This is a genomic window from Botryobacter ruber (genome assembly GCF_003347595.2).
Taxonomy (GTDB): Bacteria; Bacteroidota; Bacteroidia; order Cytophagales; family Hymenobacteraceae; genus Pontibacter; species Pontibacter ruber_A.
The window spans coordinates 19,855-46,084 of record NZ_QCZK02000016.1 but is presented as its reverse complement, the minus strand read 5'-3'; the positions used below and the strand labels follow the sequence as shown (position 1 = coordinate 46,084).

Below are 26,230 nucleotides of genomic sequence, written 5' to 3'. Positions count from 1 at the left end.
GTGTGGTGGCAGGGGCAGCAGGTCTGCTGGGGTCTGCAGCCGCTCTCACCATTCCTTTAGCTCTTCCGGAACGGCCTGTAGCGGCAGGTCGGCCCGGTAAGCCCGGTCAAAAGTCCAAAAACCTGATCCTGAGGCAGGATACAGCAGGATATGTATCCAAAAGCGAAACTATATATTAACGGCATGTTAGAACGAATGTAAGTTTGGTTTTGGTGGGTGGTAATTTCCGTGTGCTGAATGCTGGTAAATTGTAGCACGCTGTGCCAACGATGTCATGGCAGTATTTTTATCCGGCAGTTAACGGTACACAACCTAAAACAACTTCCTGACGCACTGACGAAAGCTGTTGCTATTTCACCTGTTATTGTATTATTAAAAAAAGTTTGATGAAAAAATTTTACTTTACTTCTAAACGCTTTCTTATTAAGAGTGCACTGCTGGCGCTGTTGCCGTTCGGCTTTTCTGAGGCTGAAGCGCAAACGCTGGCATTTCCTGGCGCAGAAGGCTTTGGACGTTATGCCCAGGGTGCCCGTGCAGCGGCAACCCGCGAGGTGTATGTTGTAACCAACCTCAACGACAGCGGCCCCGGTTCTTTCCGCGATGCCGTGAGCAAATCTGGTCGGATCGTCGTGTTTGCCGTGGGGGGTATTGTTAACCTGCAGTCCGATATTGGTGTAGCATCGAACATAACTATTGCCGGGCAAACAGCGCCAGGCGACGGGATCGTGTTTTTTAATAAAAGAATCACCTTCAGCGGTTCCAACAACACCATCAGCCGTTACCTGCGCATCCGCCTGGGCGCCACCGGCAACTCAGGCAAAGACGCTTCCGGTATCTCCAACGGCGCCAATATGATCTTCGACCACATGTCCATTACCTGGGGCATGGATGAGGTTTTCTCCATCAACTGGGACAGCAAAGGTACAGCGCCGGATAACATCACCATCCAGAATTCCATTATCGGGCAGGGCCTGCACCGCGAAAACCATTCGGCCGGCGGCCTGATCCAGACACCGGACGGCGGCAAGGTAAGCTTACTCAAGAACCTCTACATCTCGAACAAAACCCGTAACCCGAAGGTAAAGGGCGTGAACGAGTTCGTGAACAATGTGGTGTATAACTGGGGTAACTACGGCAACACCTATAACCACACCGTTAGCGGCGATGCCTACATTATGGGAGGCTCTTCGGGTGTGTCGGAAGTAAACATCATCAACAACTACTTTGTAGGAGGTCCGCTGACACCGCCGAGTAAAACAACTCCTTTTTCAAGAGGAACAGGTAGTTTCTTCATGTATGGCGCCGGCAACTATTTCGACAATAACAGGAACGGAGTACTGGACGGAGAGCTGGTGCCTTATGACGGTACAGGTTATCCGGGAATAGAGGCAGGCAGCTTCAGAGCCCAGCCTTTTGCCTATCCGGCAGCCAACCCTGCCCTTACGGCGGCGGAAGCGTATGAGCACGTTATTACGAACGTGGGCGCCAACTATCCCCGTCGCGATCAGGTAGATCAGCTGCTGGTGAATGAAGTGAGCTCCCGTGGAACCCAGGGCATGTATGCATACCGGGAAACGGACCTGCCGCTTGCCAACGGCGGTTTAGGCGAAGTGTTTGGTGCACCGGCTCCTGCAGACACCGACCAGGACGGTATGCCCGATGCCTGGGAAGATGCCAACGGCCTGAACAAAAACGATAAGGCAGATGCTGTTGCTTTCAACACCACCTATCCGGAGTACCTCAACATCGAGGTGTATGTAAACTCGCTCGTGGATACGCCGCCTGTTGTTTTCATCAAACCTCCTTCAGCCGTTACCTTAAATGCTTCGTCGGTAGAAGAGCCTGCACCCGCGAGCACCATTGTTGTAACCTGGCAGGACAACTCCGACAACGAAGATCATTTTGTGCTGGAGCGGTCTGATGACGGTGCTACCTTTACCGAGATAGCGCAACCTGCTGCCAACGTTACTACCTATACCGATAATGCAGGCCTTGTTCCGAACAAGCTCTACTACTACCGCCTGAAGTCTGTGAATGCTACCGATGTGTCGTCTTACAGCGCCATTGCATCGGTTAAAACACCGCCGATACCAACAGCACCGGAAGCTGCTGCAGCGCCCTCGCCCGGAAACAATTTTCAGTATGCAGAACCGGAGTCAGGTAACCTTACCTTAAAGTGGACAGGCAGCACGAATACCGAAAAGTATGATGTTTACTTTGGATCAGACCCTGCCAGCCTTACAAAACGAGGCGAGGTTGCCTACTCTGCCACTCCTTCGTTCCAGGTTACCGGGCTGACGGAGAACACTACTTACTACTGGCGTATAGATGCCAGCAACAACAAAGGTTCTGCCGAAGGCCAGGTGTGGAGCTTCCGTACTTCCAAGTCGATTCCTGCCGGTCTGGTAGGTTACTGGAGTTTCGATGAGACTGCTGAGCAAGGAAACCAGGTAACCGATAAGTCGCCCTACGAAGCACATGGTATTTTAGGCCTCGACGACGACGATGCCAGCATCAGGGTAGCCGGAAAAGTAGGCAATGCCCTTGACTTTGCTACGGCCCGCACCGACATGTACGTGGTAAGCGTACCGAACCAGGACCAGTTGTGGCTCAACAAAAGCTCGTTTACGCTCTCGTTCTGGATGAAAGCGCCCGCTTCTATCATGCCGCCCGATAATAACACAAGTGCCTACCTGCTGGCCAAAGGGTCGTTTATCCGGAATGCCACAACCGGCGCTACCGGGAAACGCTTTAACATCGAGTTCAAAAACAGGCAGCTTCGATTTGCCATCGACGACGACAACGACTCTGGTGGCGGCGGCAAAGATGAATTGCAGACAGACGCTACGCCCTTCTTCAACAACGAATGGGTGCATGTGGTGGCAATCCGCAATATAGAAACTAACCGGATTCAGGTGTACCGCAATGGGTCGTTGGTTAAATCGCAGGCTATTACAAGAGCAAACGCAGGTATAGGCGAGGCCAGCGCCCTGATTATCGGTAACATTGGCGAACTGGAATTCCTTTCTACTACAGCGCCTGCTCCTTACAAGGGTATGCTGGATGAACTGCGAATTTACAATTATGCGCTTTCTGAAGCTGAAATCACGTCCCTGTTTGCCAACCCGTTAAGTGCCAGCTCCGATGTGCTTGCGCCTGAAACAGGGCTGACGGCGTATCCAAACCCGGTTTCCGATAAAGCTACCGTTGCGTTTACGCTGAACCGTACCGGCAACTACACCCTGGAAGTGTACGACCTGAAAGGGGCTCTGGTGAAAGTGGTAGCCACCGGCAAAGCCGAAGCGAACAAGCCGTTTCGGCACCAGCTGCATGCAAGCAACTACACCTCCGGTGTCTACCTGATCAAACTCCTGACCGAAGGAGAAGTGATTACCAACCGCATTATTATCCAGCGCTAATTATAACATAAGCTAAAAGCCCCGGGATGTCTGCCCGGGGCTTTTAAAATACTTTTACAGATATTTTTACAAAGTACAGGAAAGCAGCTGCCCGCTTACATCCGAATTTCCTTACAGGCTGTTCTGTACTTTACTCTTTTCCTGATACTGTTATACTATACTATGCCTCCTGTGGCGGAAGGTGTATGACGGTAAGAATACCCTCTGATTTCTTTATTCATTTTTCCGGTTTTGTTTTCCTGTGCGACAAGTAAGGCGTTGCCTGCCTTGTGGTTTAATAGTTACCTGATGTTTCACTGCGCAGAAGGTGGTGGGCTGTTCTGTGCCGCATCCTGAAGCGCAAAGCACAGCCGCAACCCTCCTTTTTCACAGCACGAAGGAGCAGTGGCTGTGGTGGCTGGTGCAGTTGAATGGCAGGTGCAAAAGAATCTGTTTTTAGTTATTTATTCTTCACTCATAAAAATGTCGTTCATGTTTCACTTTACAAACTTCAATTATGTTTAACCTTAAAACTAAACTCAGGTACTGTTTAGGAGCAGTACTGCTTTTGTTTGGCAGCCACCACCTGCAGGCCCAGACGCTGGCCTTTCCGGGTGCAGAAGGCTTTGGCCGTTTTGCCCAGGGAGCCCGTGCTTCGGCCACCCGTGAAGTGTACATTGTAACCAACCTCAACGACAGCGGCACAGGTTCTTTCCGCGATGCGGTAAGCAAGCCTGGTCGGGTTGTGGTATTTGCGGTGGGCGGTATCGTGAACCTGGCCTCCGATGTGGTGGTGTCGCCTAATGTAACCATTGCCGGGCAAACGGCTCCCGGCGACGGGATCGTGTTTTTTAACAAGCGCGTTACCTATAGCGGGGCCAGCAACTCCATCAGCCGCTACCTGCGCATCCGCTTGGGTGCTACCGGCAACTCGGGCAAAGATGCTTCCGGTTTGTCTAACGGTTCCAACATGATTTTCGACCACATGTCCATTACCTGGGGCATGGATGAGGTTTTCTCCATCAACTGGGACAGCAAAGGTACGGCTCCGGATAATATCACCATCCAGAATTCCATTATCGGGCAGGGCCTGCACCGCGAAAACCATTCGGCAGGCGGCCTGATCCAGACACCGGACGGCGGCAAGGTGAGCTTACTCAAGAACCTCTACATCTCGAACAAAACCCGTAACCCGAAGGTGAAGGGGGTGAACGAGTTCGTAAATAACGTGGTGTATAACTGGGGCAACTACGGCAACACCTATGGCCATTCGGTTAGCGGCGATGCTTACATTATGGGTGGCTCTTCGGGCGTTTCGGAAGTGAACATCATCAACAACTACTTTGTAAGCGGTCCGCTGACACTTCCAAGCGTTTCTACACCATTTTCGAGGGGTACGGGCAGCTTCTACCTCTATGGCGCCGGTAACTACTTCGATAACAACAAAAACGGGGCGCTGGATGGTGCGCTGGTGCCGTACAATGCTACCGGTTACCCGGGCATTGAGGAAGGCAGCTTTAAATCACAGCCTTTTGCTTATCCGGCAGCTAACCCTGCCATGACGGCAGCGCAGGCCTACGAGTACATCATCCAGAACGTAGGTGCCAGTTATCCGCGCCGCGACCAGGTAGACCAGCTGCTGATAGACGAGGTAGCATCGAAGGGCACACAGGGAATGTACGCGTACCGGGAGACGGACCTGCCATTTACCAACGGTGGCTTAGGCGAAGTATTTAATGCGCCGGCTCCGCTGGATACTGACAAAGATGGTATGCCTGATGCCTGGGAAGATGCCCACGGCCTGAACAAAAACGATAAAGCGGATGCCGTTGCCTTCAGCGCCACACAGCCGGAATACCTCAACATCGAGGTATACATAAACTCGCTCATCGAAACACCGCCGCCTGCTTTTGTAAATGCGCCTACTGCCATTACCTTAACCGCTACTTCCAGTGAATTGCCTGCGCCAAACAGCCAGGTAATCGTTAAGTGGAAAGACAATTCCGATAACGAGGATCATTTTGTACTGGAGCGCTCCGAAAACGGCACCACCTTTACCGTTATAGCACAGGCTGCCGCTAACGCTACCGCTTATACCGACAATGCGGGCCTGGTACCGAACAAAACCTACTACTACCGCTTACAGGCAGTAAACGCGACCGAAGCCTCTACTTACAGCACAGTCGCTTCTGTCCTGACGCCTCCTATTGCTACTGCACCTGCTTTAGCTGCTTCGCCATCGCCGGCCAACGGCTACCAGTATGCCGAGTTAACAAACGGAGCGCTTACCGTAAAATGGACGGGCAGCAGCAACACCACCAAGTACGAAGTATATGTTGGTGCCGACCCTGTCAGCCTTACCAAAAGAGGGGAAGTTGCCTATGTGGCGGCTCCTTCCTTCTCGGTTACAGGTCTGATCGAAAATGCCACCTACTACTGGCGCATCAATGCCGTGAATGCCAAAGGAACAACCGAAGGAAATGTCTGGTCCTTCAGAACCACCCGCAACTTCCCGGCAGGCATGGTAGGCCATTGGGGCTTCGACGAAACCGCTGACGAAGGCACCCTGATCAGCGACCAGTCGGAATACGAGAACCACGGCGTGCTGGGCCTCGATGACGACGACCAGAGCATCCGGGTGGCCGGTAAGGTAAACGGCGCCATCGACTTTGCTACTGCCAGCACGAATATGTACGTGGTAAGCATTCCGCACCAGGACCAGCTGTGGCTCGATAAAAACTCTTTCGCCATCTCGTTCTGGATGAAAGCGCCTGTTTCGTTGTTGCCGCAGGATAACAACACCAGTGCTTACCTGCTGTGCAAAGGCTCCATTACCCGCAACGCCGCCACGGGCGCCACCGGGAAACGCTTCGACATCGAGTTCAAAAACAAGCAGATCCGCTTTGCCATTGACGATGACAGCGAAGCGCTCGGCGGCGGTAAAGACGAACTGCAGGCCGATGGTACGCCCTTCTTTACAAATGAGTGGGTGCACGTGGTGGTAATCCGGGATGTGGCTACAAATAAACTGCAGCTCTACCGCAACGGCGTGTTTGTGAAAGACCAGACGATTACGAAAGCGAAATTCGGTATCGGCGAAGCCAGTGCGCTGGTGGTGGGTAATATCGGAGAGCTGGAATTTCTGGCCACCACCAATCAACCTGCGCCCTACAAAGGCATGCTGGATGAACTGAAGCTATTTAACTACAGCCTTACACCACAGCAGGTGCTGGAGCTCTACCACACCGAACCAACGCCAATAAAACCTTACGAGCCATCGCTGGCCAACAACGAATTGGTGGAAGGTTTCGACAAGGTAAGTCTTTCGTGGAAAGGCGGCATCAAGACCAACAGCTACAAACTGTATGCGGGCACCGACAAAGATAACATGGCCTTTATAGCAGATGTGCCGCTGAACGCGGCTACTTACCAGCTGCAGGATCTGGACGCGAATACAACTTACTTCTGGCAGGTAATAGCTGAGGGTGATGGCGGAACCACAACAGGTGATATCTGGTCGTTCAGAACCGGCAACCCGAAAGGCATGGTGGGCCACTGGAAACTGGACGAAACGACCGGAACGGTTGCCGCCGATAACAGCAACTTTAAGCACAACGGCTCGCTTTCAGGAATGAGCAATGCTGTATGGACAGCCGATGGCAAGTTCGGAGGTGGCCTCAACTTCGGTACACCAGCCTCTACGGGTGCTGTTGTGGTGCCAAATGCCAGCCATGTGTTGCTCGATCAGAATTCCTTTACTATTTCTATGTGGGTGAAAATGCCAGGCGCTTCTTCTACCATTGATACTTACCTCCTGCACAAAGGCACATTTGAAGCAACTACCGGCAAATGGTATGGCATTCAGTTGAAGAACGGAAGCATGTTTTTTGCTATCGACGATGGCATCACTAAAACAGATGTATCGGTAGCGGTAAACGGATCAAATAACTTTAATCTCTTTAAAGACACCTGGAAGCATATTATCGCTGTTCGGGACACGGAAACAAAGCAGCTCCGGATTTATATTGACGGCGTGTTAGCCAATTCTAAAGCGGATGGAACGAACACCATTGGCAAGTCGGATGCGCTGAAAATAGGAAACTCTCCGGAGAACAAACCTTACAACAAGTTGATGGACGATGTGAGGCTGTACAACTATGCCCTTTCGGCTACAGAAATCCAGACTTTGTACAGTGGCAGCCCCTTGGTGGCCAAAGCAGCCAATCCTGCACCAGCCAACGGCGCTGCAAAAGTAGATGCGGCAAATATGGCACTGAACTGGACGGGGCAGGCGCAGACCTACCACCTGTATACCGGCACTTCGGCAGACAACCTGCAGCTGCTGGCTTCCGGCCTGGCGGCACCTGCTTATGCACTTCCTGAAAGCCACGACACCCCAACCTATTTCTGGCGCGTGGATGCCGTGCGTGACGGTGAAGTAGCAACCGGTGATGTCTGGTCGTTTACGATTGAAGATGTCGTGAAGCCGCTTGCCCTGGCTAAAGATGTTACCGTCACCCTGGCAGGTGGTACTGCTTCCGTAACAGCGCAGGATGTCGACAACGGCAGCTCCGATGCCTTTGGTATTCAGTCGCTGGTGCTGAGCAAAACCTCTTTCGACTGCTCCAACATTGGCGAAAACGAAGTGACCTTAACGGTAACTGACAACAGTGGCCTTGTTTCTACCGCTACGGCTACCGTAACAGTAGTGGGTGCTGTACCAGCGCCAGCTATTGCCGTTAGCCGCACCGACAACACCTTTACCGGCGGCGATGGCAATACCATCTTCCTGGGTTATGGTGCGCAGAAAGTAACACTTACGGCATCTAATGCAACGTCAGCTGCCAACGCTACCACGTACAACTGGAGCCTGGCGGCAGGTTTAAGCGATGCAGCAGCGGCTAATCCGGTGTTTACGCCTGTTAGCGCAGGAATCTACACCTTCGTGGTAACCGCTACGAATGAGTTTGGCTGTACGGCTACAGCAGAAGTAACCGTTACGGTGATAGATCCGCGTTGCGGCAAAAACCTGGATAAACTGGTGATGTGCCATTTCGGCGAAGAGATTTGCATTGAGGCCTCTTCTGTGGCGGAGCACCTGGCGCATGGCTGCCGGCTTGGCGGCTGTACTGCCGACTATGTGTATACCGGTGTGGTGAAACGGGCTGCGCAGCTGGAGAAAACAGCGCTCACTGCTTATCCGAACCCAGTGTCTGAGACAGTTACCATCGCGTTTACGCTGGTGCAGGATGGCAGCTACACGCTCGAAATTTACGACCTGAAAGGGGCTCTGGTGAAAGTAGTAGCCACCGGCAAAGCCGAAGCGAATAAGCCGTTTCAGCACCAGCTGGATGCAAGCAACTACACCTCCGGTGTCTACCTGATCAAACTCCTGACCGAAGGAGAAGTGATTACCAACCGCATTATTATCCAGCGGTAACCGGAAACAGAAGCAAAAAAGCGGTGCAGCCCCAGGGCTGCACCGCTTTTTTTTGTAACGGTACCACGTAGTGCCAGCGCACAAGTGTTTTTTCCGTGGCAGGCGGCTTGTTTTGCTGTTTTAGTTCTGCTGCACCTGCCACCACAGCCGCTGCTCCTCTGCTACAGGAAAATGTTTGCCTGAGAAAACATTAAAGTTGTGGTTCAGCATCAGCAGGGGTGGTTTCGTAAGGGATATTGAGCAGCCAGCATAAAGCTTCTGTTCTGTCGGCAAAATTTCTGAATTCCAGGGGGAGTTTAATTACTTCCTGAATTTCGAGCAGCACCCGCTCCATCATGCGCTCCCGCTCCGGATTTTTCGATTTTATACGGGCTACTTTTTTCAGTGCTGAAGGTAACAGGCCGATGGCAAGTTGTGCCATGGCTGCTTTAAATTCTGTTTCTGTCAGCAGCAACGTGTTTTTGCTTAAATCAATCAGCAGGTGCTGTATTTTATGCTCAGCTGCACAGTTGCTGATAGCAGTGTTAATACTTTGTATGTCCGGGGCATATATTTCGCGCTGGTCCAGTGTTTCTACGTATAGCACATCCTGCCCGGCTGCATAATTAAACTTTACAAGCTTGTCCCAATGTAGTACCATAAATTTAGCTGATTATCCGCAATGCCTGCCTGGGGTATGATAGTATGGGAGATTAATAACTTCACCACCTGCATTTCCTGCGCCTGCTTTGTTGTTATCACACAGATTGTTTACTCTTAATCAGGATTTTTAGTTCGGTAAATTTAAATATTTTAAGGAAAGTAGGGCTTGTTTTTTTTTGAAACAAAGGTAAAGTAGGATATTAAATGATTTTTTAGTCCTGCTATGCATCGTAACACCCATAGTTGCCTTCTGCTTCTGTTACAGGAGACAAAACATGTTTCTATTAACGTAGCTGCAGCGGGAATGGTGGCTGCTGCTGCAAAAAAAAGACCTGCCGGCCGGCAGGTCTTGGGGGAAACGGTCCAGGTACCACAGCTTACGCAACAGCCGCCACTTTCTTCCCTTTGTAGAAATCGGTATCGTCAATCTCTACTTTATCCATGAGCAGGCTCAGCAGGCGTTCGCGGATGGTTTTGTATTCGGGCATGCCGACGATGTCCTTTTTGTTGCGGGGGCGTGGCAGGTGCACGTCTTCAATCTCGCGGATGGTAGCAGCCGGTCCGTTGCTCATGACCACAATGCGGTCCGAAAGGAAGAGCGCTTCCTCGATGTCGTGGGTTACCATGACGATGGTTTTGCTTTGGTTCTCGAGGTTCCAGAGCTTGAGCAGTTCCAGGTGCATGGAGCCTTTGGTAAGGGCATCTAGGGCGCCAAAGGGCTCGTCGAGCAGCAGGATGTCGGGGTTGATGGCGAAGGCGCGGGCAATGGCTACCCGTTGCTTCATCCCGCCCGAAATCTGGCGCGGCAGCTTCTCGCGGTGCGCCGACAGCCCCACCATGTTGATGTATTTTTCTACAATCGCTTTTTTCTCCTCTTTTGTTTTGTCGGTCAGGGCGGCATCTACGGCTTCGTAAATGTTCTGGTACACCGACAGCCAGGGCAGCAGCGAGTAGTTCTGGAAAACAATTCCGCGGTCCGGGCCCGGGCCTTTTACCGGTACTTTGTTGATGGTGACAGAGCCGTTGGTCGGCGTCAGCATGCCGCCGATGGCATTCATGATGGTAGACTTTCCGCAGCCCGAGTGGCCGATGATGGATATGATTTCGCCTTTTTCTATCTCCAGGTTCACATTCTTTACTGCTACAAATTTGCCTTTGGGCGTTGCGAAGGCTATTTCCAGGTCGTTTATCTCTAAGTACATAAGCTTCAAAATTTAATGTTAATAAATAATTCAACGGCCGGCCCCCGCACCGGATGCACCGGAATTTTACCTGTCCCGGTAGCAGTTTTAGTAGCAGCAGTGGCTATGGTGGCAGGAGCAGCAAAGCTTTTTTTTAATTCAAATGCAGCTGTTGGCCGGGAAATCAGGCTTTAGTTGGCATACGACACCCGTTTCTCAATGAGAGAGAACAACTTGTCGAGCAACAAACCGACAGTACCGATAATCAGGATGGCAGCGATTACTTTTTCGAGGCTAAGGGCGTTCCAGCTATCCCACACAAAGAACCCGATGCCCAGGCCGCCCGAAAGCATTTCACCGGCAACAATTACAAGCCAGGCCACGCTGATGCTCAAACGAAGCCCCGTGATGATGTGCGGCAGGCTGTACGGGATCAGGATTTTGGTGATGTACTTCCACGTGGAAAAACCAAATGCCTTTGCCACGTTTTTATGGTCGGCAGGAATGGAGCCTACACCAAACGCCGTGTTGATGAGCGTTGACCAGAGGGATGTGATAAAGATGATAAAGATCGTAGCTGTACCGGCCGACTGAAAAACAGCCAGGCCAATCGGGAACCAAGCCAGTGGCGACACCGGCTTCAGGATCTGCACAATCGGGTAGAACAGCTTGTTGAAAAACGGGTTGGCGCCCATCAGGATACCTACCGGTATGGCCAGCAGCGAGCCCAGGGCAAAACCCAGAAAAACTTTCCCGAGGGAACTGATGAGTTGCAGTGCGATACCTTTGTCGTTTGGACCGTAGTCGTAGAACGGGTCACGGAGCATATCCCATAGCACCGACAGCGTGGTAACCGGTCCTGGCAGGGCGTCTGCCGTTAGTTTACTGATGCCATACCACATTACCAGCAAGATCGCAAAACCTCCTATGGTGTAAGCCGAGGACTGCACAGAACCAGCCAGGTTCTTCAGGAAGGCACTGTCGAGCAAGGTGCTGCGTATGGAAGGAGAAGAAGACGCTAATTCTAAGGCCGGAGAGCTAGTTTGAGTAGTCATGATCTTAACAGTTTAATGATTGTAACTTATCTGATGCATAGCGCGGGCATTGCTGCCCACGCTATGGTTTAAATAAATAGTGCTTGCTTCTGGGGGCTTATTTGCCGGCTACCGTTACACTGCCAGGGTTGTTCGGGTCGAAGTACGCTTTGTCCAGGTCGATGGTGAAAGGCTTCATGTCGTCGTTCGGCACTTCGATGTTCATCTCTTTGGCAACTTCGTTGTACAGGTCCTGCAGGATCAGTTTGTCGGCAACCGCTTTGTAGTCAGGATTCTCTTTCAGGTAGCCGAAGCGCACGTATTGGTTCATGTACCAGATACCGTAGGCCTTACGCGGATAGTTTACGAAACCCTTGTTGTGGAACAGCATGTAGTCGTCTTTGTAAGTATGCTGGCCGTAGTCGCAGCCCAGGTCGTACTGGCCCAGCAGGCGCGCTTCAATTTCTTTGGCAGGTGCGTTTACATACGACTGACGGCCGATAATTTCAGCAGCTTCAGCACGGTTTTTCAGGTCGTCGAGCCAGATTGAAGCTTCTATGATCGCTTTCATCATTTTTTTGAGCTCATCGCGGCGGCCTTCGCTGAACGCTTTGTTTACCACCAGTGCTTTTTCAGGATGGTTTTTCCAGATGTCCTGCGACGAGATGTGCGTGAAGCCAATGCCTTGTTTTACCGCTACCTGGTTCCAGGGCTCGCCTACGCAGAAGCCGTCCATGTTTCCTACTTTCATGTTGGCAACCATTTGTGGCGGCGGGATGGTGATTACTTTCACTTTGTTCTGGTCTACCTTGGCAGCAGCCAGCCAGTAGCGCAGCCAGATATCGTGGGTTCCACCCGGGTAAGTCATGGCAAACGTGAGTTCTCTTTTAGACATCATCTCTTCTACCACAGGACCTACTTTATCCACTTCCCGGAAACCAACTTTGCCGCAGAAGTCTTTGGAGAGCGAAATGGCCTGGCCGTTGCTGTTGAGCATCATGGCGATGTGCATTTCAGAACCAGCATTTCCGCTCACGCCTGTGTATACCGAGAAAGGCATGCCGAAGAGGCAGTGGGCGCCATCCAGTTCGCCGGTCAGTATTTTGTCGCGTACGTTGGCCCAGGAGGCTTCTTTCGAAATGGCCACATCGAGCCCGTATTTTTTGAAGTAGCCTTTTTCAAGGGCTACAACCAGGGGAGCGCAGTCGGTAAGCGGAATGATGCCCAGGGTTATTTTTTTGCCTGTAACCGGTGTAGCGCCAGCTTCTGTAGCTGTTTCGCCTTCGGCGGCGGTGGTGCTGTTAGAACCACAGGAGGTAAAGATGCCGGCTGTCACCATGGTCAGCAGCATCGAAAGCAGGAAGTGTTTTAAGTTGTGACGTACCATTTTTGTGTGATTAACAATTTTTTAAACTTTTAGGACAAGGAAGCTCCCTGCAGCACCGGAAACCGGTCTGCCGCTGGATAATGGCGTGATCTTGTAAACTATTTTGTAAAAATGGTTGGCTTGATGTTGATCATCAGGTAAGCCCAGTTGGCCTGCTTTTCGGCGTTGGGTACGTTTTTAACAGCAGGAGAAGCGAGTGTGTTGGAAGCAAAAAGAGTGGAGTAACCGGCTTCGATGTTCACTACTTTCGTTATGCCGTAGTTTACCACCAGGTCTAGTTCTGTGCCAAAGTTACGATCCAGGGTGGTAGCTGCATCCGGACTCATTACGTCGTTGGCAGCCACAAACTGGTGTGCATCCAGGGCAAAGGACAGGTTGTCCAGCGCTTTGTAACGCGACTTCAGGTAGTAGTTCACCAGCCCGTTTTTGCCGAAGCCATCTGCCACGTAAAAGTAGTCCATGTAGCCCCAGAACTTGTGCGGAGTGCCATAGAGTGGGTCGAACTTCCGGTTTACGCCATCGGTGCTGTTGGGGTCATTGCCGGAGGTATAATCTACGCCGGGACCAATGCTGAACTTAGGTGTAACCGTGTACATGGCAGCTGCCGATAGCAGGTGCGCTTCCAGTTTTGTGCCGTCTTTGTCTTTGCCGCGTTGTGCATAGGCGCTGGCTGTAACGTTCAGGTTGCTGAGCGGCGTAGCCGATACATAGGCACCGGTGGTAAAGCGGCTCCACACACCCTGCTCCCAAACCCGTGCTCCGCTTTCGAGGTGGTATTTGTTAAAGTCGTCTTTCAGGAAGAGCAGCGATGCGTTGCCGCCTTTTAGTTTACGGCCCAGGTACAGGAACTGCATCGACTTGTACATGGTGCCGATGCCGTTGGTGCCGGCGCCATAACCTGCCGGTATGCCATTGTATACAACCCCTGTTTTGCGTTCCTGGTTTTGGTTAAAAGCAACACCCAGGTGCCCCGTCCAGCCTTTGTTTTCCAGTTTCAGCAAAGCCAGGTCGTGGCGGCGGCCCTGCTGCAGCCAGTCGAGGTTGCCCAGCAGGCGGGAATCATCATATAACAGCTCCTGGCGTCCGATCTTCAGCGAAAGATTGTCGATGGAAGAAGTGGTGTCGAGGAGTGCGAATTCGCCCCAGGCTTCGTGCATCAGTAAGCCGTCGTTGGCATCGAGTGTGACGCGGTTGATGCTGGAGGCATCCTGTCCCCATACCCGTACGTCCTGGATAGAAGTATAGAGTTTGAAGCGGTACCCGCTGTAGCCAAGGCTCAGGCGGGTGCGTTGTGAAGTAAAGAAAGCAGGGTCTGCTTCGGGTGTAGCTAAAGTGCCCTGCCCATCGCGCAGCTCAGATCTGGTACGAACCTGGCCAGTAACAGAAAGTTGTGCGTAGGTAGCAGTAGAGCACATCATTCCAAGTACCAGGCCTCCAAAAAGTTGGCTAAGTAGCTTTTTTTTCATAAATTTGATTGTTTTAAGTTAGTAATAATTTAAAATGGACTTTTAACTAATGCCCTGAAGGATTGGCCGATCTTTCAGGGTTTTTTTTTGGGTGATTTATTGTAATGCTTCAGGTGTTCAATTTTACATACTTCGGCACCGGTTATCTGAAAATGATTTAATTTTGAGGAAATCGTTTCTAAAAACATGTGGGTATGTGTTTTTGATGCCCTTTTGTTGAGTAATATTACTTATTATTAAACTAACTCCCAAATTTTAAAGGGTATATTTTAACAAAACAGTAAAAATATTTTAGATACCCTATTCTAAATAAGGGGATGTTGAGAATATTTTAAATTTTACCTTAAAACTTTTTATATTTGTTAAATACATAATAGTGAAGTCAGGATGGAGCATATAAAGGCAGTATCGGATAACCCTTTGCTGGAGGGTATAAAAGTAATTGGGATCGGGAAACATGGCAGCAAACCGCTTCCAGGTCCCCAGATTGAAGAGATATTTAATTATCTTTCTGATAAAGAAGTAATTGCAATACAAAAAGGAGCTTTCTACGGATCGCTGGTAGCTAAAAACCCTACTGTTGAGGAGCAGAAGCTTTTTAAGGGTAAAGGAAACGGGGCAGAAGCAATTTATAAAATGCTTTGCCAGGACGCTCCGGCAGACATGAAAGCGACAGGAGTAAAATTACTTAGTAAAGAAACCCTGAACGCCGACGAAGCACGGATATTAGGTAATTTTCTTTTTTCGGATTTGCCTGGAGAGGCTTTCAGGGGAATGGCAGCCAGCATGCTGCGGATGCGCTACGAAACAGATGCCGAGTACCAGGGCCTAATGGAAGCGGCCATAGCTACCTATAGCCCCAGCTTCCGGGCAGCTCCTCCTTTAGATAACAACCTGGTGCAACTGGCCGAGCCGTTTGACGGGGTTGAGCACTCTTATATGATCACGCCTATCCTGGCGCATGTCTTTCAGGAGGCAGGTTATCCTGTGGTTGTAAGCATGGGGCGTTCGGCAGGGCCTAAATATGCGCTGAATACGCTGGACATATATAAGGAGTTGGAAGCGCCGTTCCTGCAGCAAAACAGCGACCTGGCCAAACCTGCTCCCAAATATGGATGGGCGCTGGACCAGCAGGTGCTTTCCCCGGCACTGGACCAGTGGGTAGACCGGCGGCGGCTGATATTCAAGCGGCCATTCCTGGCAACGCTGGAAAAGGTGCTGAACCCCTGCCATGCAGGCATCCTGGTTACCTCTGTGTTTCATATTACATATATAGATAAAATGATTACACTGGCCGGCATGGCCGGCTTTTCGGGAGTGATTGTGCTGAAGCGGGGGCTGGAAGGAACGCTGGTGCCATCAATCGCCAAGGCAAGCGGTATTACCTGTGCCGTACGGCAACCGGACGGTTCTTTCCTGACGCAGTCGTTTGATGCTACCCACGAAATTTACAGCGATTTCCGGGCTGAGGCAGATGCTGTGGTGGAGCATCCTGCGGCTGCCGCTAACGCAGACCTTATCCGCAGCTACATCAGCCAGGGAGCTACCGGGAACGAAGATTTCGATAAAAGGGTTAATCTGGCTATAGCCTTATACCAGCAGGGGCTGGAGTGGATCAGGAATAATTCGCCTGCAGCTGCCGGCTAAATGCGACAGGAGTCGGCAAGTTTACATAAAGTAAAATTACTCCTTTTAAAGTACCCGCGATACAAGCATCTGTTCTATAAATAATTGTTCCATGATTTCAGCCATACCGGTATGAGCGCAAAAGCAGACTCCAAAATCTCAAAGAAATTAACCCGGCTTTACTTAGTGGCGCTTACTGCTGTCGCGTTGCTGACGCTGGGCGGACAGCTGCTGGTGCAGCGGTCGTTAAAAAGCCAGTTAAGCGATTCGAGGGTAATTAACATAGCAGGCCGGCAGCGGATGCTCAGCCAGAAGATCTGCAAAACAGTGCTCCTGCTCCGCGACCACCAGGACAGCCAGGAAGTACCGGTTTACCTGGCCGACCTGGATGAGGCGCTGGAATTATGGAAGCAATGCCACGTGGGCTTGAAGTATGGCTATCTTGATTTTATGGATACGCCTGTAAACAACAGCGACACGATCAATGTGATGTTTGCAGAGATAGATCCGCTTTTTACGGCAATATTCACCAATGCCAGCATTGTCAGCAGCTACTACCACTCCAATGCCGCGCCAGCCCCGGCGGATATTCAGAAAAACATAGATATTATACTGCGTAACGAGCGGGCCTTCCTGAGTGGCATGAACCAGATCGTGTTTCAGTATGATGCCGAAGCAACCCGCCGGGTAAATTCGTCGCAGAACATCGAGCACATTGTGATGTTCAGTACCCTGGGCGTTCTGATTGCGGAAGGCTTGTTTATTTTCAGGCCTGCTGTAAACCAGATTAAATATACCGTCGGGAAGCTGGTGGAATCGGAGCAGCAGACGCAGAAAATGAACGAGGAACTGGTCCGGGTAAACAAGTCGCTGGAGGAAACAAAAGAAGCGTTGGTGGAAGCTACCAAACAAAAGTACCAGCAAAAAATAGACGAGCAGAAGCTAAAAACGGCCGCCCTGATCGAAGGGCAGGAAGAAGAACGGAAACGGATAGCACTTGAAATTCATGATGGGCTGGGCCAGATGCTTACCGCACTCCGGTTTGGAATTGAAAAGCTGGACGATTCGGTTCATGATCCGGAAGCAGCCCAGCTACGCATTGCCGAACTGCGCAACCTGCTCGGCCAGACCATTACAGAAGCGCGCGCACTGTCCTACAATCTGATGCCTTCCGTGCTGAATGACTTTGGAATTTCATCCGCCTTAAAACTGCTCACCACGCAGGTGGCTTCGGGCACTGACACCCACGTATCGTACACCACCAACTGGAATGGCAAAAGGCTGCCTAAAAACATAGAAATAGGCTTGTACCGAATCAGCCAGGAAGCCATTAATAATGCGCTGAAGTATTCGAAGGCCAAAGAAATAACAGTTGACCTTTCAGGTAAAAAGAAATATATTCATCTGAGCATTGCCGATAACGGGCGTGGCTTTGCCTACCATAAGTCTGCGTTACGCACCGGTGAAAAAGGGTCTGCCAATGGCATCAGCAACATGAAAGAAAGGGTTCACATGATTAACGGTGAAATTGAGATTGCTTCCAGACCTGGTAAAGGCACTAAAATACATGTTAAAATTCCTGCCCCTGCGATAGATTATGCATAAAATAAGAGTTGTACTTGCTGATGATCACGCCATTGTAAGAAATGGCATCAAGTCGTTGCTCGACGGCGTGGCTGATGTGGAGATTGTGGGAGAAGCACAGGACGGTGCAGAAGCTGTCGCGAAGGTAAAAGAGTTGTCGCCGGATGTACTGATGATTGATATTTCGATGCCGGTGCTGAACGGCATCGAAGCAACCGAACAGCTAAGCAGGCTGCACAAGCAGACACGGTCCCTGATGCTCTCGATGCACGACAACGAAGATTATATTCTGAAGTCGGTAGAAGCCGGTGCGTATGGTTACCTGCTGAAGGATACGTCACGTGATGAGATGCTGCGCGCCCTGCGAGCCATCGCCGGCGGTGAGAAATACTTCAGCCCGTCTGTTTCAAACATCATCATCGCCTCTTACCTGCAAAAGGTAAAGGAAACCGAAAAGGCAACGCAGCCAAAGCCTAAGCTGTCGAAGCAGGAAAAAACGATTCTGAAATTCATCGTAGACGGCTCCAACAGCCGCGAGATAGCCGAAAAGCTAAACCTCAGCGCCCGCACCGTAGACAACCACCGCGCCAGCATGATGAAACGCCTGGGAGTAAAAAATGCCGTGGAACTGGTGCGGAAGGCACTGGATGAGAAGTTAGTTTAATGTGCTCTTTTAGTAAATAAGCTCCACTTTGTCATCTTGGAAAGATCTTGTGTGCAAGATGCATAAGCAACTGCTATTGGTAGTGTATTTTAAGTTTGCATAGCAGCTGGTGAGGCTTTGGTGGCAGGTGCAGTGTGTTTCATTGCTGGCGTCTTTGTACTTTTTGTCTTGATACAAGGACCACCCCTGCCCCTCCTTGAAAAAAGGAGGGGAATTCAAAAAATCAAGACGATAGAAACTCGCTGAACGCTCAAACAGTCTATCGTCGTTTTGTGCACCTGGTAAATGTGCCTGCCCTGTAGCATCTGAGGCTATTGGAAATAGCAAATGCTATGGAAGGAGTTTAATTGATCTTGTCGTAATGCAGCAATACAAAAAGCGCCTGCTACTGCAACAGTAACAGGCGCTTTTTTTAGTCTCTCCACAACCTATCGCTTCTTCGCCAGTGCAGGAAATTTCATGCGGTAATCGGCGTCTACTTCGCCTTTTGAAATTTTGGTCAGCCTGTTTTTGATGAGGCGACGCTTCAGGCCCGACAGGTGATCGGTGAACAGGATGCCTTCGATGTGGTCGTACTCGTGCTGAATCACGCGGGCGGTCATGCCGTCGTAGGTGTCGGTGTGTTCATTCCAGTCTTCGTCGAAGTACCGGATGGTGAGGCGCTCGGGGCGGTACACCATTTCCCGGATACCGGGTATGCTCAGGCAGCCTTCTTCAAAGCCCCACTCCTCGCCTTCCTCTTCCAGGATCTCCGGGTTGATAAAAGCTTTTTTCACGCCTTTGCCTTCGTCGCCTTCGTCCATCATGGGCTCAGAATCTATCACAAACAGGCGGATGCTTTTGCTGATCTGGGGGGCAGCCAGGCCGACGCCATGCGCGTGGTACATGGTGGCAAACATATCTTCCACCAGTTCTTTCAGGTTAGGGTAGTCCTGCGGGATGTCCTGTGCGTGTTCCTTTAGTACGGGATCGCCGTAGGCGGTAATCGGGTAAATCATATGCTTCTGCTTTCTAAATACGATTGTAAAATAATGGTGGCACTTACACGGTCTACGGTGCCTTTGTCCTGGCGGTCTTTCTTTTTCAGGCCGCCGGCCAGCATGGCCTGTTGTGCCATACGCGAGGTAAAGCGTTCGTCCACGGTGTGCACCGGCAGGTCAGGGAACTCCTTTTGCAGCTTACGCACAAAGCCGACAACGTGTGGCGTGGCATCGGTGGCTTCGCCTGTCAGGTTCCGGGGCATGCCCACTACAAAGGCATCTACGGGCTCACGCTGCACATAGGCTTTCAGGTAAGTGAAAATATCCTTGGCATGGATGGTTTCCAGCGGGTTGGCAATTAACTGCAGGGCGTCGGTTGCGGCCAGGCCTACCCGTTTGTTTCCGTAATCTATGGCCAGGATTCGTCCCATGTGGTCGGCGGTTGCTGCTTTTGTTTCCTATCGTAAGCTGGTACGATGGTTGTGGTTTATAAACTATCAAAACACAAAGATAACAGTTTCCTTTGGATTTTGGTTTTCAGCGACACCGGCAGACAACCTGGCTAGCTTGTGCAGAGGCTATGGTGACAGCAGCAGCAAAATAAAACCGGGCTCAAAGACCAGGAAAAAGTCTGCTGCTGCCGTCACCACAGCCTCTGCACAAGCTACGCAGCAGCAGCGGGACCCCGGTTAAACGGACAGGCATAACCAGGGAGAAGCGAGCCCGCGCTGTTGGCAGATGTATCCGGATTCATTTATTCGGGTGCGGAGGGAGTTTTAAAAATTAAACAAAAGCTGGAAAGACAGAACAAACTTTGTATCTTTTCCTGTTATGTTTATAACATAGCCAAGCCTGGCGTGGTAAAAGGAGAAAGAAGTGTACTTAATTTGTGCCTGTACTTTTATTCAGCCCAAAAACACGCTTATATTTAAGGACAGTAAACCCACGTTGAGATGAGTGAAGAAACGAACCATACACCACAAGCGGAAACCCCTGAACAGCAGCATGGCCAGCCACGCAATAATTTGTTCCAGATCAGGCTTCCCTTGTTCATAGCGCTTGCCCTGCTGGTGGGGGTGCTGATAGGGGCTAATACGTTCTCGCCATCTGCCAACAATCCGCAGGGCACAGCCAAAAGCTACCTCAAGTTCCGTGACATCCTGAGCTACATCGACCGCGATTACGTGGACACGGTAGATGTCGAAAAGCTGTCGGACTACGCCATCACCAAAATGCTCGAGAAACTGGACCCGCACACATCTTACATCCCGGCCAGCGAAATAGCCATGGCACGTTCTTACCTGGAAGGCGACTTTGAAGGCATTGGCGTAGAGTTCAATATTTTTCACGACACCATCCATGTGGTTGCTCCCTTAAGCGGCGGCCCTTCGGAGGCGGCAGGCATACAGGCAGGCGATAAAATCATAAAAGTTGACGGCGAGACGGTGGCAGGCATTGGCATTACCAACGAAGGCGTGTTTAAGCGCCTCCGCGGCCCCAAAGGCAGCAAAGTGAATATGACGATCCTGCGCAAAGGCACCGGCAAGACACTTGACTTTACAATACAGCGCAGCAAAATTCCTACCTTCTCGGTTGATGTCAGCTACATGGTTAATCCCAACACCGGGTATATTAAAGTAAGCCGTTTCTCTAAAAATACCTTCGAAGAGTTTAAGCAGGCGCTGACGGGGCTGCGGAAGAAAGGCATGCAGCAGCTCATCCTGGACCTGCGCGGCAACCCCGGCGGCTACATGGACCACGCCACCCGCATGGCCGATGAGTTCCTGGCCGGAAACAAGCTGATTGTGTACACCGATGGCAGGGGCACCAAGTACGATTCTAAAACCAACGCCCGCACGCGCGGCGATTTCGAGAAGGGTGCGCTGGTAGTGCTGATAGACGAAGGCAGCGCCTCGGCTTCGGAGATTGTGGCCGGCGCCCTGCAGGACAACGACCGCGCCCTTATTGTTGGTCGCCGCTCTTTCGGTAAAGGGCTGGTGCAGATGCCCATCCCGCTCAACGATGGCTCTGAGCTGCGCCTTACCATTTCGCGCTACTACACCCCAAGCGGCCGCTCTATCCAGAAACCTTACGTGGCCGGTACCGAAGATTACCAGAAGGACATGCTGCACCGTTTCGAGCGGGGTGAGTACTTCCACCCGGACAGCAGCCTGTTCGTAGATTCGCTTAAATATAAAACCGTGGGCGGACGCACCGTGTATGGCGGCGGCGGCATTATGCCCGATGTGTTTGTGGCCCGCGATACGCTGGAGCTGTCGGAGTACATGAGCCAGCTGTATAACAAAAACATCATCCGGGAATACACGCTCGAGTACTACCGCGACCACCGCAAGGAGCTGCAGAAAATGAGCTTCGAGAACTTCAGCAAATCCTTCCAGGTAACCGATAAAATGCTCCGCGACATGATTAGGATGGCCGATGCTGCCGGTATTACTTACGACGAGGAGCAGTTTCAGCGGTCCAAAAACCTGCTCCGCAACAACCTGAAAGCCTTTATAGCCCGCAGTGTGTACGGCAATCCGGGCTTCTTCCCTATCCTGCACGAGTCGGACGAGGAGTTCCAGGAAGCACTGAAGCAGTTTGCCAAAGCGCAGCGGCTGGCAACGAGCGGGGCGTGAATTAGGGAGAGTTAGAGGAGCATAGTGCTATTGGCCTTTCAACTTTGTCAGCTGAAATATCTTTAAGTCAGGGAGCAGCGACTGTTGTTGTTTCATGTATGTGAAAGAATAGAATAAATGAATCTATACATTCTTTTAAGTGGGCCTGCAGGTTTCGGTGATTTACTGTTGCTGTTACTATTTTGGATAGTTTTTCCAACAGCAATACTTTATTTTGCTGTTAAAGTCATTATGAAGTTAACGCAGAGTAAAGATGAAGAGCTTGATGAATAAAAAGCCTCCGCTGGTGCGAGTTTGTAACTCCTCCGCTGGTGCGAGTTTGTAACTCGTACCGTCTGTTCCAGATGAACGCATTTCTGCAGTCCGCCCACAAGGTTCCCCGAAACAAGTTCGGGGTTTTCAACTTTCAGAATGACAGAAAAGAGTAGAATCCTGTATAATAATTCCTTTTCTGCTCCAGTCACCACACCCGCTGCACCACAATATTCCCACAACTCATTTCCGCCGCAGCTTCGTAAAAGGATTAGCAGTTAAGAATGAGCAGCTTCGGAGGCTGCCTTCTGTGTAACTGCCTTTTCTTACTCCTTTACCACGACAGCACATGGCGTATTATTACAGGTTAGGCAACATTCCGCACAAGCGGCACACGCAGTTCCGGCAGCCGGACGGTAGTCTGTATGCCGAGCAACTGGTAGGTACGCACGGGTTCAGCGGCGTTTCTTCGTTGCTGTACCACGTGAACCCGCCTACGCGCATCAGCCGCATCGGGGCACCTGTTCCTTATGCCCCTGCTCCCGCCGAAAATGTAAAGCTGGCCCCACAGCACCTCCGCACCCTCTCCCTTACCACTACCGGCACCGATTACCTCAGCGCCCGCAAGCCCCTGCTCTTCAACAACGACGTGGTGATCAGCATTTGCCTGCCGTCGGAGCACGAGATGGGCTACTACTACAAAAACGGGCAGGCCGACGAGGTGGTGTTTGTGCACGAAGGCAGTGGGGAACTGCTGTCGCAGATGGGAAAACTTGAATTCAAAGAGGGCGATTACTTGGTTATTCCGCGCACGGTTATTCACCAGTTTAAATTTAACGAAGGGCCGGTGCGGCTGCTGGTGGTGGAGTCGTTTAGCCCGGTAGAGACGGTGCGGCGGTACCGCAACCACTTCGGGCAGCTGCTGGAGCATGCGCCTTACTGCGAGCGCGACCTTCGGCCGCCGCAGGAACTCATACCTTTTCAGCCGGGAGGCGAGCACCGGGTACAGATCAAGAAAGAAGGCTTCCTGCACCAGTACTACTACGACTTCAGTCCGTTTGATGTCGTGGGTTGGGATGGCTATTTCTACCCCTATGCCTTCTCTATTTACGACTTTGAGCCTATCACCGGGCGCATCCACCAGCCGCCACCGGTGCACCAGACCTTCGAGGCAAACAACTTTGTGATCTGCTCGTTTGTGCCGCGCCTCTTCGATTATCACCCGCTGTCTATCCCCGCGCCCTACAACCACTCCAACGTAGATTCCGACGAAGTGCTCTACTACGTGGATGGCGACTTCATGAGCCGCAAAGGGGTAGACCGGGCTTCGTTTACCATCCATCCCGGTGGCATTCCGCACGGGCCGCACCCGGGCACGGTAGAGGCCAGCATTGGCAAGAAAGAAACAAAAGAATACGCCGTGATGATAGACACCTTCCACCCCCTGCACCTGGCCACAGACGCCCTGCCCTACCTGGACGACAAGTACCCCATGAGCTGGAAAGAAAGCTGAACCTGCTCCTGCAACTTGCCCGCTTGCGGCGCATTTGTTAATTATTTGCTACCTTTGCTTTGTTATATCAGCACTGTTTATGAATAAAATATCACTGGTGATGGTAGTGGCGCTGCTGGCCCTGCTGGGAGCGTCCTGTAAGAAGTTCAGCAACCTGCTTACCTTTTACATCAACCACGAAGAATCCATTTATGTACCCGCTACGGTTGCACTGCCTATTGGAGGTATTTTGCCTGTATCGCCTGTTCCGGTTACCACGAATTCCAAAGACACTTTTAAGAACAACAAAACCAGCGCCGACCTGGTGAAGGATGTGTCGCTGGATCGGCTGGTCCTCACCATCACAGATCCGCAGCAGCAGACGTTTGATTTCCTGCAGAGCATCGAGATCTACATTACCACCGACGGTAACGATGAGGTACTGCTCGCGCACCTGAACCAGATTCCAGCCAATGCCACCAGCCTGACGCTTATTTCATCCAATGCCAAACTGGACAAATACATCAAGGCCGATACGTATACTATCCGGACGAAGGCAACGCTGGCAAAACCATTAGCAAAAGATACCACCATCAAAGCTGCCATGCGTTTTAAAGTGACAGCAGATCCCTTATAATCAGGTATAAAGTAAAATGAGAGTTTCTGAAAAGAACAAACTGGAAAAAATTATCATTGTGGGCGACCGGGTGCTGATAAAGCCGAAGTCGGCACGCGAGCAGACCAAAAGCGGGTTGTACCTGCCGCCGGGCGTGCAGGAGAAAGAAAAGGTGCAGGAAGGCTACATTATGCGCGTTGGCCCCGGCTACCCCATACCAGCCGATTACAGTTTTGATGAAGAGCCCTGGGAGCGAGACGAAGAGGAAGAAGCCGTGCGTTACATTCCGCTGCAAGCCAAAGAAGGCGACCTGGCCATTTACCTGCAGCGCGACGCCATCGAAATTAATTACCTCGGCGAAAAATATTTTATTGTGCCACAGTCGGCGGTGCTGATGCTGGTGCGCGAAGAAGATTTATAGTAATGCAGCTGCAGCAGACAAAAAGCGCCATACTTCCTGCAGGAGGTGGCGCTTTTTCAGTTTCAGCAGCTTGATAAAGAACCATGAACATACAGATAAGAAAAGGAACAGCCGAAGACCTGCCGCAGGTACTTGCGCTTATCCGGGAGCTGGCAGCCTACGAGCGGGCGCCGCAGGAAGTAACCAACACGCTGGACGAGATGTACCGCGACGGCTTTGGCGACAACCCCGTCTACCGTTTTTTTGTAGCCGAGACATCCGAAGGCATTGTAGGAATTGCCTTGTACTACACCGCCTACTCCACCTGGAAAGGCAGGGCACTGTACCTGGAAGACCTGGTGGTAACGGAAAAGCTACGGCGGTCAGGCATAGGAAAACAGCTGTTCGATGCGGTTGCCCGGGAAGCACAGGAAACAGGCGCTAAACGATTCGCATGGCAGGTGCTGGAATGGAACGAGCCCGCTATTTCTTTTTATCGCAAGATCGGCGCCAGCCTCGACAACGAATGGATTAACTGCCGCATGACGGAAGAAGAGCTGCAGGAATACACAGCTTCGCTGTAGGGGCTACAACAATGCAGCTGCACAACAGCAGGAGCAGTGGCTGTGGAGGCAGGTGCAGTACAAAAACAGATGGCGAAATTGTTAAATTGTTAAATGGCTCAAGGGGAGCAGTGCGTCTAACGTAATCAACCATCGGCAATTTAGTTGCAGCACCTGCCACCACTCCTGCTGCTGAGCAATCAGGAGTGGTGGCAGGTGCTGTAGGATTTCCGGTTGAGCTAGCTGTTGTCCCGCTCTACGTCCGTACCAACAATCTCCAGTACCGATTCGAAGGCGAGGGCGCTTTCGCCGTAGCGTTTCAGTTGCCGGGCCTGCATTTCGGCGGCGTGCGTGCGCTGGTATTCCTCCAGGTCGTCGAGGTTGCGGCAGTGGTATTGTACGGCGTATGTTGTTCCTCCATTCTCTATTTCGGTCAGGAGGCGGCAGATCTGGTTGCGCAGGAAAAAACCGGTGCGCATTACCTCCGGAATATGCACCTCCGTCATCCACTCCAGCCACTCATCGGCCACGCTGTTTTCTACGTTTACAGTAATGTTATAAAGTATCATAGTTGTAAGTACGGAAAATATTTCCTTTAATCATAAGAAGGAAGCGTTGTCGCTTTAATTAACCGGAAAGGCAAATGCGTGCGGAAGTACAGCTGTAGCAGTTAGTGCACACCTGCATGGTAGCTCCGCTGGAGCCGGAGAGTTATGGGAGGAGGGTCGAAATGTTACAAATTGAAGTTTGTCTGCTCCTGGTATACTGTTACGTAGTGGCTGTAGTGAACCTATAGGAAAAAGCAGGCAAAGCTGTTCTAAAATTTAACCGAACTTACCACACTGGTTGTGGCAGTAGTAACTGCA

General features: G+C 51.2%; 19 protein-coding genes. 11 read left to right on the top strand and 8 right to left on the bottom strand.

Features of this window, described 5'->3' with window-relative positions:
- Positions 1–386 precede the first annotated feature (386 nt).
- Positions 387–3,419, top strand: a complete 3,033-nt coding sequence (locus tag DCW36_RS03745; protein ID WP_114782863.1) for a LamG-like jellyroll fold domain-containing protein — start codon at positions 387–389, stop codon at positions 3,417–3,419.
- A 496-nt stretch (positions 3,420–3,915) separates the two neighbouring features.
- On the top strand, positions 3,916–8,838 hold the full coding sequence (locus tag DCW36_RS03740) for a LamG-like jellyroll fold domain-containing protein (protein WP_114782862.1): 4,923 nt from the start codon (positions 3,916–3,918) through the stop codon (positions 8,836–8,838).
- 190 nt (positions 8,839–9,028) lie between these two features.
- Here DCW36_RS03740 and DCW36_RS03735 read toward each other — a convergent pair whose 3' ends face one another.
- The 5 genes from DCW36_RS03735 to DCW36_RS03715 form a co-directional block, all read right to left on the bottom strand.
- A complete protein-coding gene (locus DCW36_RS03735) occupies positions 9,029–9,478 on the bottom strand; it encodes a hypothetical protein (RefSeq protein ID WP_114782861.1) in 450 nt (149 codons plus the stop codon).
- A gap of 379 nt (positions 9,479–9,857) precedes the next feature.
- Entirely contained in the window at positions 9,858–10,682 is an 825-nt protein-coding gene (locus tag DCW36_RS03730; RefSeq protein ID WP_114782860.1) for an ABC transporter ATP-binding protein, read from the bottom strand.
- A gap of 170 nt (positions 10,683–10,852) precedes the next feature.
- Entirely contained in the window at positions 10,853–11,716 is an 864-nt protein-coding gene (gene ntrB, locus DCW36_RS03725) for a nitrate ABC transporter permease (RefSeq protein ID WP_114782859.1), read from the bottom strand.
- A gap of 97 nt (positions 11,717–11,813) precedes the next feature.
- Positions 11,814–13,082: a CmpA/NrtA family ABC transporter substrate-binding protein gene (locus tag DCW36_RS03720; RefSeq protein WP_240676039.1), complete on the bottom strand. Its 1,269-nt coding sequence runs from the start codon at positions 13,080–13,082 to the stop codon at positions 11,814–11,816.
- Positions 13,083–13,180: 98 nt separating this feature from the next.
- A complete protein-coding gene (locus DCW36_RS03715; RefSeq protein ID WP_114782858.1) occupies positions 13,181–14,548 on the bottom strand; it encodes an alginate export family protein in 1,368 nt (455 codons plus the stop codon).
- Positions 14,549–14,935: 387 nt separating this feature from the next.
- On the opposite strand from DCW36_RS03715, the gene DCW36_RS03710 reads away from it, so the two are divergent.
- The 3 genes from DCW36_RS03710 (at position 14,936) to DCW36_RS03700 (ending at position 18,422) form a co-directional block, all read left to right on the top strand.
- Positions 14,936–16,195: an anthranilate phosphoribosyltransferase gene (locus DCW36_RS03710; protein WP_114782857.1), complete on the top strand. Its 1,260-nt coding sequence runs from the start codon at positions 14,936–14,938 to the stop codon at positions 16,193–16,195.
- Between the two features lie 111 nt (positions 16,196–16,306).
- The gene (locus DCW36_RS03705; protein WP_114782856.1) at positions 16,307–17,779 is read left to right on the top strand and encodes an ATP-binding protein; all 1,473 of its coding nucleotides are present in this window, start codon (positions 16,307–16,309) and stop codon (positions 17,777–17,779) included.
- The gene (locus tag DCW36_RS03700) at positions 17,772–18,422 is read left to right on the top strand and encodes a response regulator transcription factor (protein WP_114782855.1); all 651 of its coding nucleotides are present in this window, start codon (positions 17,772–17,774) and stop codon (positions 18,420–18,422) included. The genes DCW36_RS03705 and DCW36_RS03700 overlap by 8 nt, the downstream gene beginning before the upstream one ends.
- A gap of 428 nt (positions 18,423–18,850) precedes the next feature.
- Here the strand turns inward: DCW36_RS03700 and def are convergent, their stop codons facing one another.
- Entirely contained in the window at positions 18,851–19,420 is a 570-nt protein-coding gene (gene def / locus DCW36_RS03695; protein WP_114782854.1) for a peptide deformylase, read from the bottom strand.
- Entirely contained in the window at positions 19,417–19,833 is a 417-nt protein-coding gene (gene ruvX, locus DCW36_RS03690) for a Holliday junction resolvase RuvX (RefSeq protein ID WP_114782853.1), read from the bottom strand. The genes def and ruvX overlap by 4 nt, the downstream gene beginning before the upstream one ends.
- 522 nt (positions 19,834–20,355) lie before the next feature.
- Here ruvX and DCW36_RS03685 point away from each other — a divergent pair.
- From DCW36_RS03685 to DCW36_RS03665, 6 genes are all read left to right on the top strand, one after another.
- The gene (locus DCW36_RS03685; protein ID WP_114782852.1) at positions 20,356–22,041 is read left to right on the top strand and encodes a S41 family peptidase; all 1,686 of its coding nucleotides are present in this window, start codon (positions 20,356–20,358) and stop codon (positions 22,039–22,041) included.
- 117 nt (positions 22,042–22,158) lie between these two features.
- Positions 22,159–22,314: a hypothetical protein gene (locus DCW36_RS22455; RefSeq protein WP_164891018.1), complete on the top strand. Its 156-nt coding sequence runs from the start codon at positions 22,159–22,161 to the stop codon at positions 22,312–22,314.
- Between the two features lie 328 nt (positions 22,315–22,642).
- Positions 22,643–23,806 (top strand): homogentisate 1,2-dioxygenase, encoded by a 1,164-nt coding sequence (locus tag DCW36_RS03680; RefSeq protein ID WP_114782851.1) that lies wholly within the window; start codon positions 22,643–22,645, stop codon positions 23,804–23,806.
- Positions 23,807–23,885: 79 nt separating this feature from the next.
- Entirely contained in the window at positions 23,886–24,422 is a 537-nt protein-coding gene (locus DCW36_RS03675) for a hypothetical protein (RefSeq protein ID WP_114782850.1), read from the top strand.
- A gap of 16 nt (positions 24,423–24,438) precedes the next feature.
- Positions 24,439–24,822, top strand: a complete 384-nt coding sequence (locus DCW36_RS03670; RefSeq protein ID WP_114782849.1) for a co-chaperone GroES — start codon at positions 24,439–24,441, stop codon at positions 24,820–24,822.
- An 83-nt stretch (positions 24,823–24,905) separates the two neighbouring features.
- Positions 24,906–25,385, top strand: coding sequence for a GNAT family N-acetyltransferase (locus DCW36_RS03665; protein ID WP_114782848.1), 480 nt, complete (start codon positions 24,906–24,908; stop codon positions 25,383–25,385).
- Between the two features lie 218 nt (positions 25,386–25,603).
- Here DCW36_RS03665 and DCW36_RS03660 read toward each other — a convergent pair whose 3' ends face one another.
- Positions 25,604–25,933, bottom strand: coding sequence for a DUF4286 family protein (locus DCW36_RS03660; protein ID WP_114782847.1), 330 nt, complete (start codon positions 25,931–25,933; stop codon positions 25,604–25,606).
- Between the last annotated feature and the right edge of the window lie 297 nt (positions 25,934–26,230).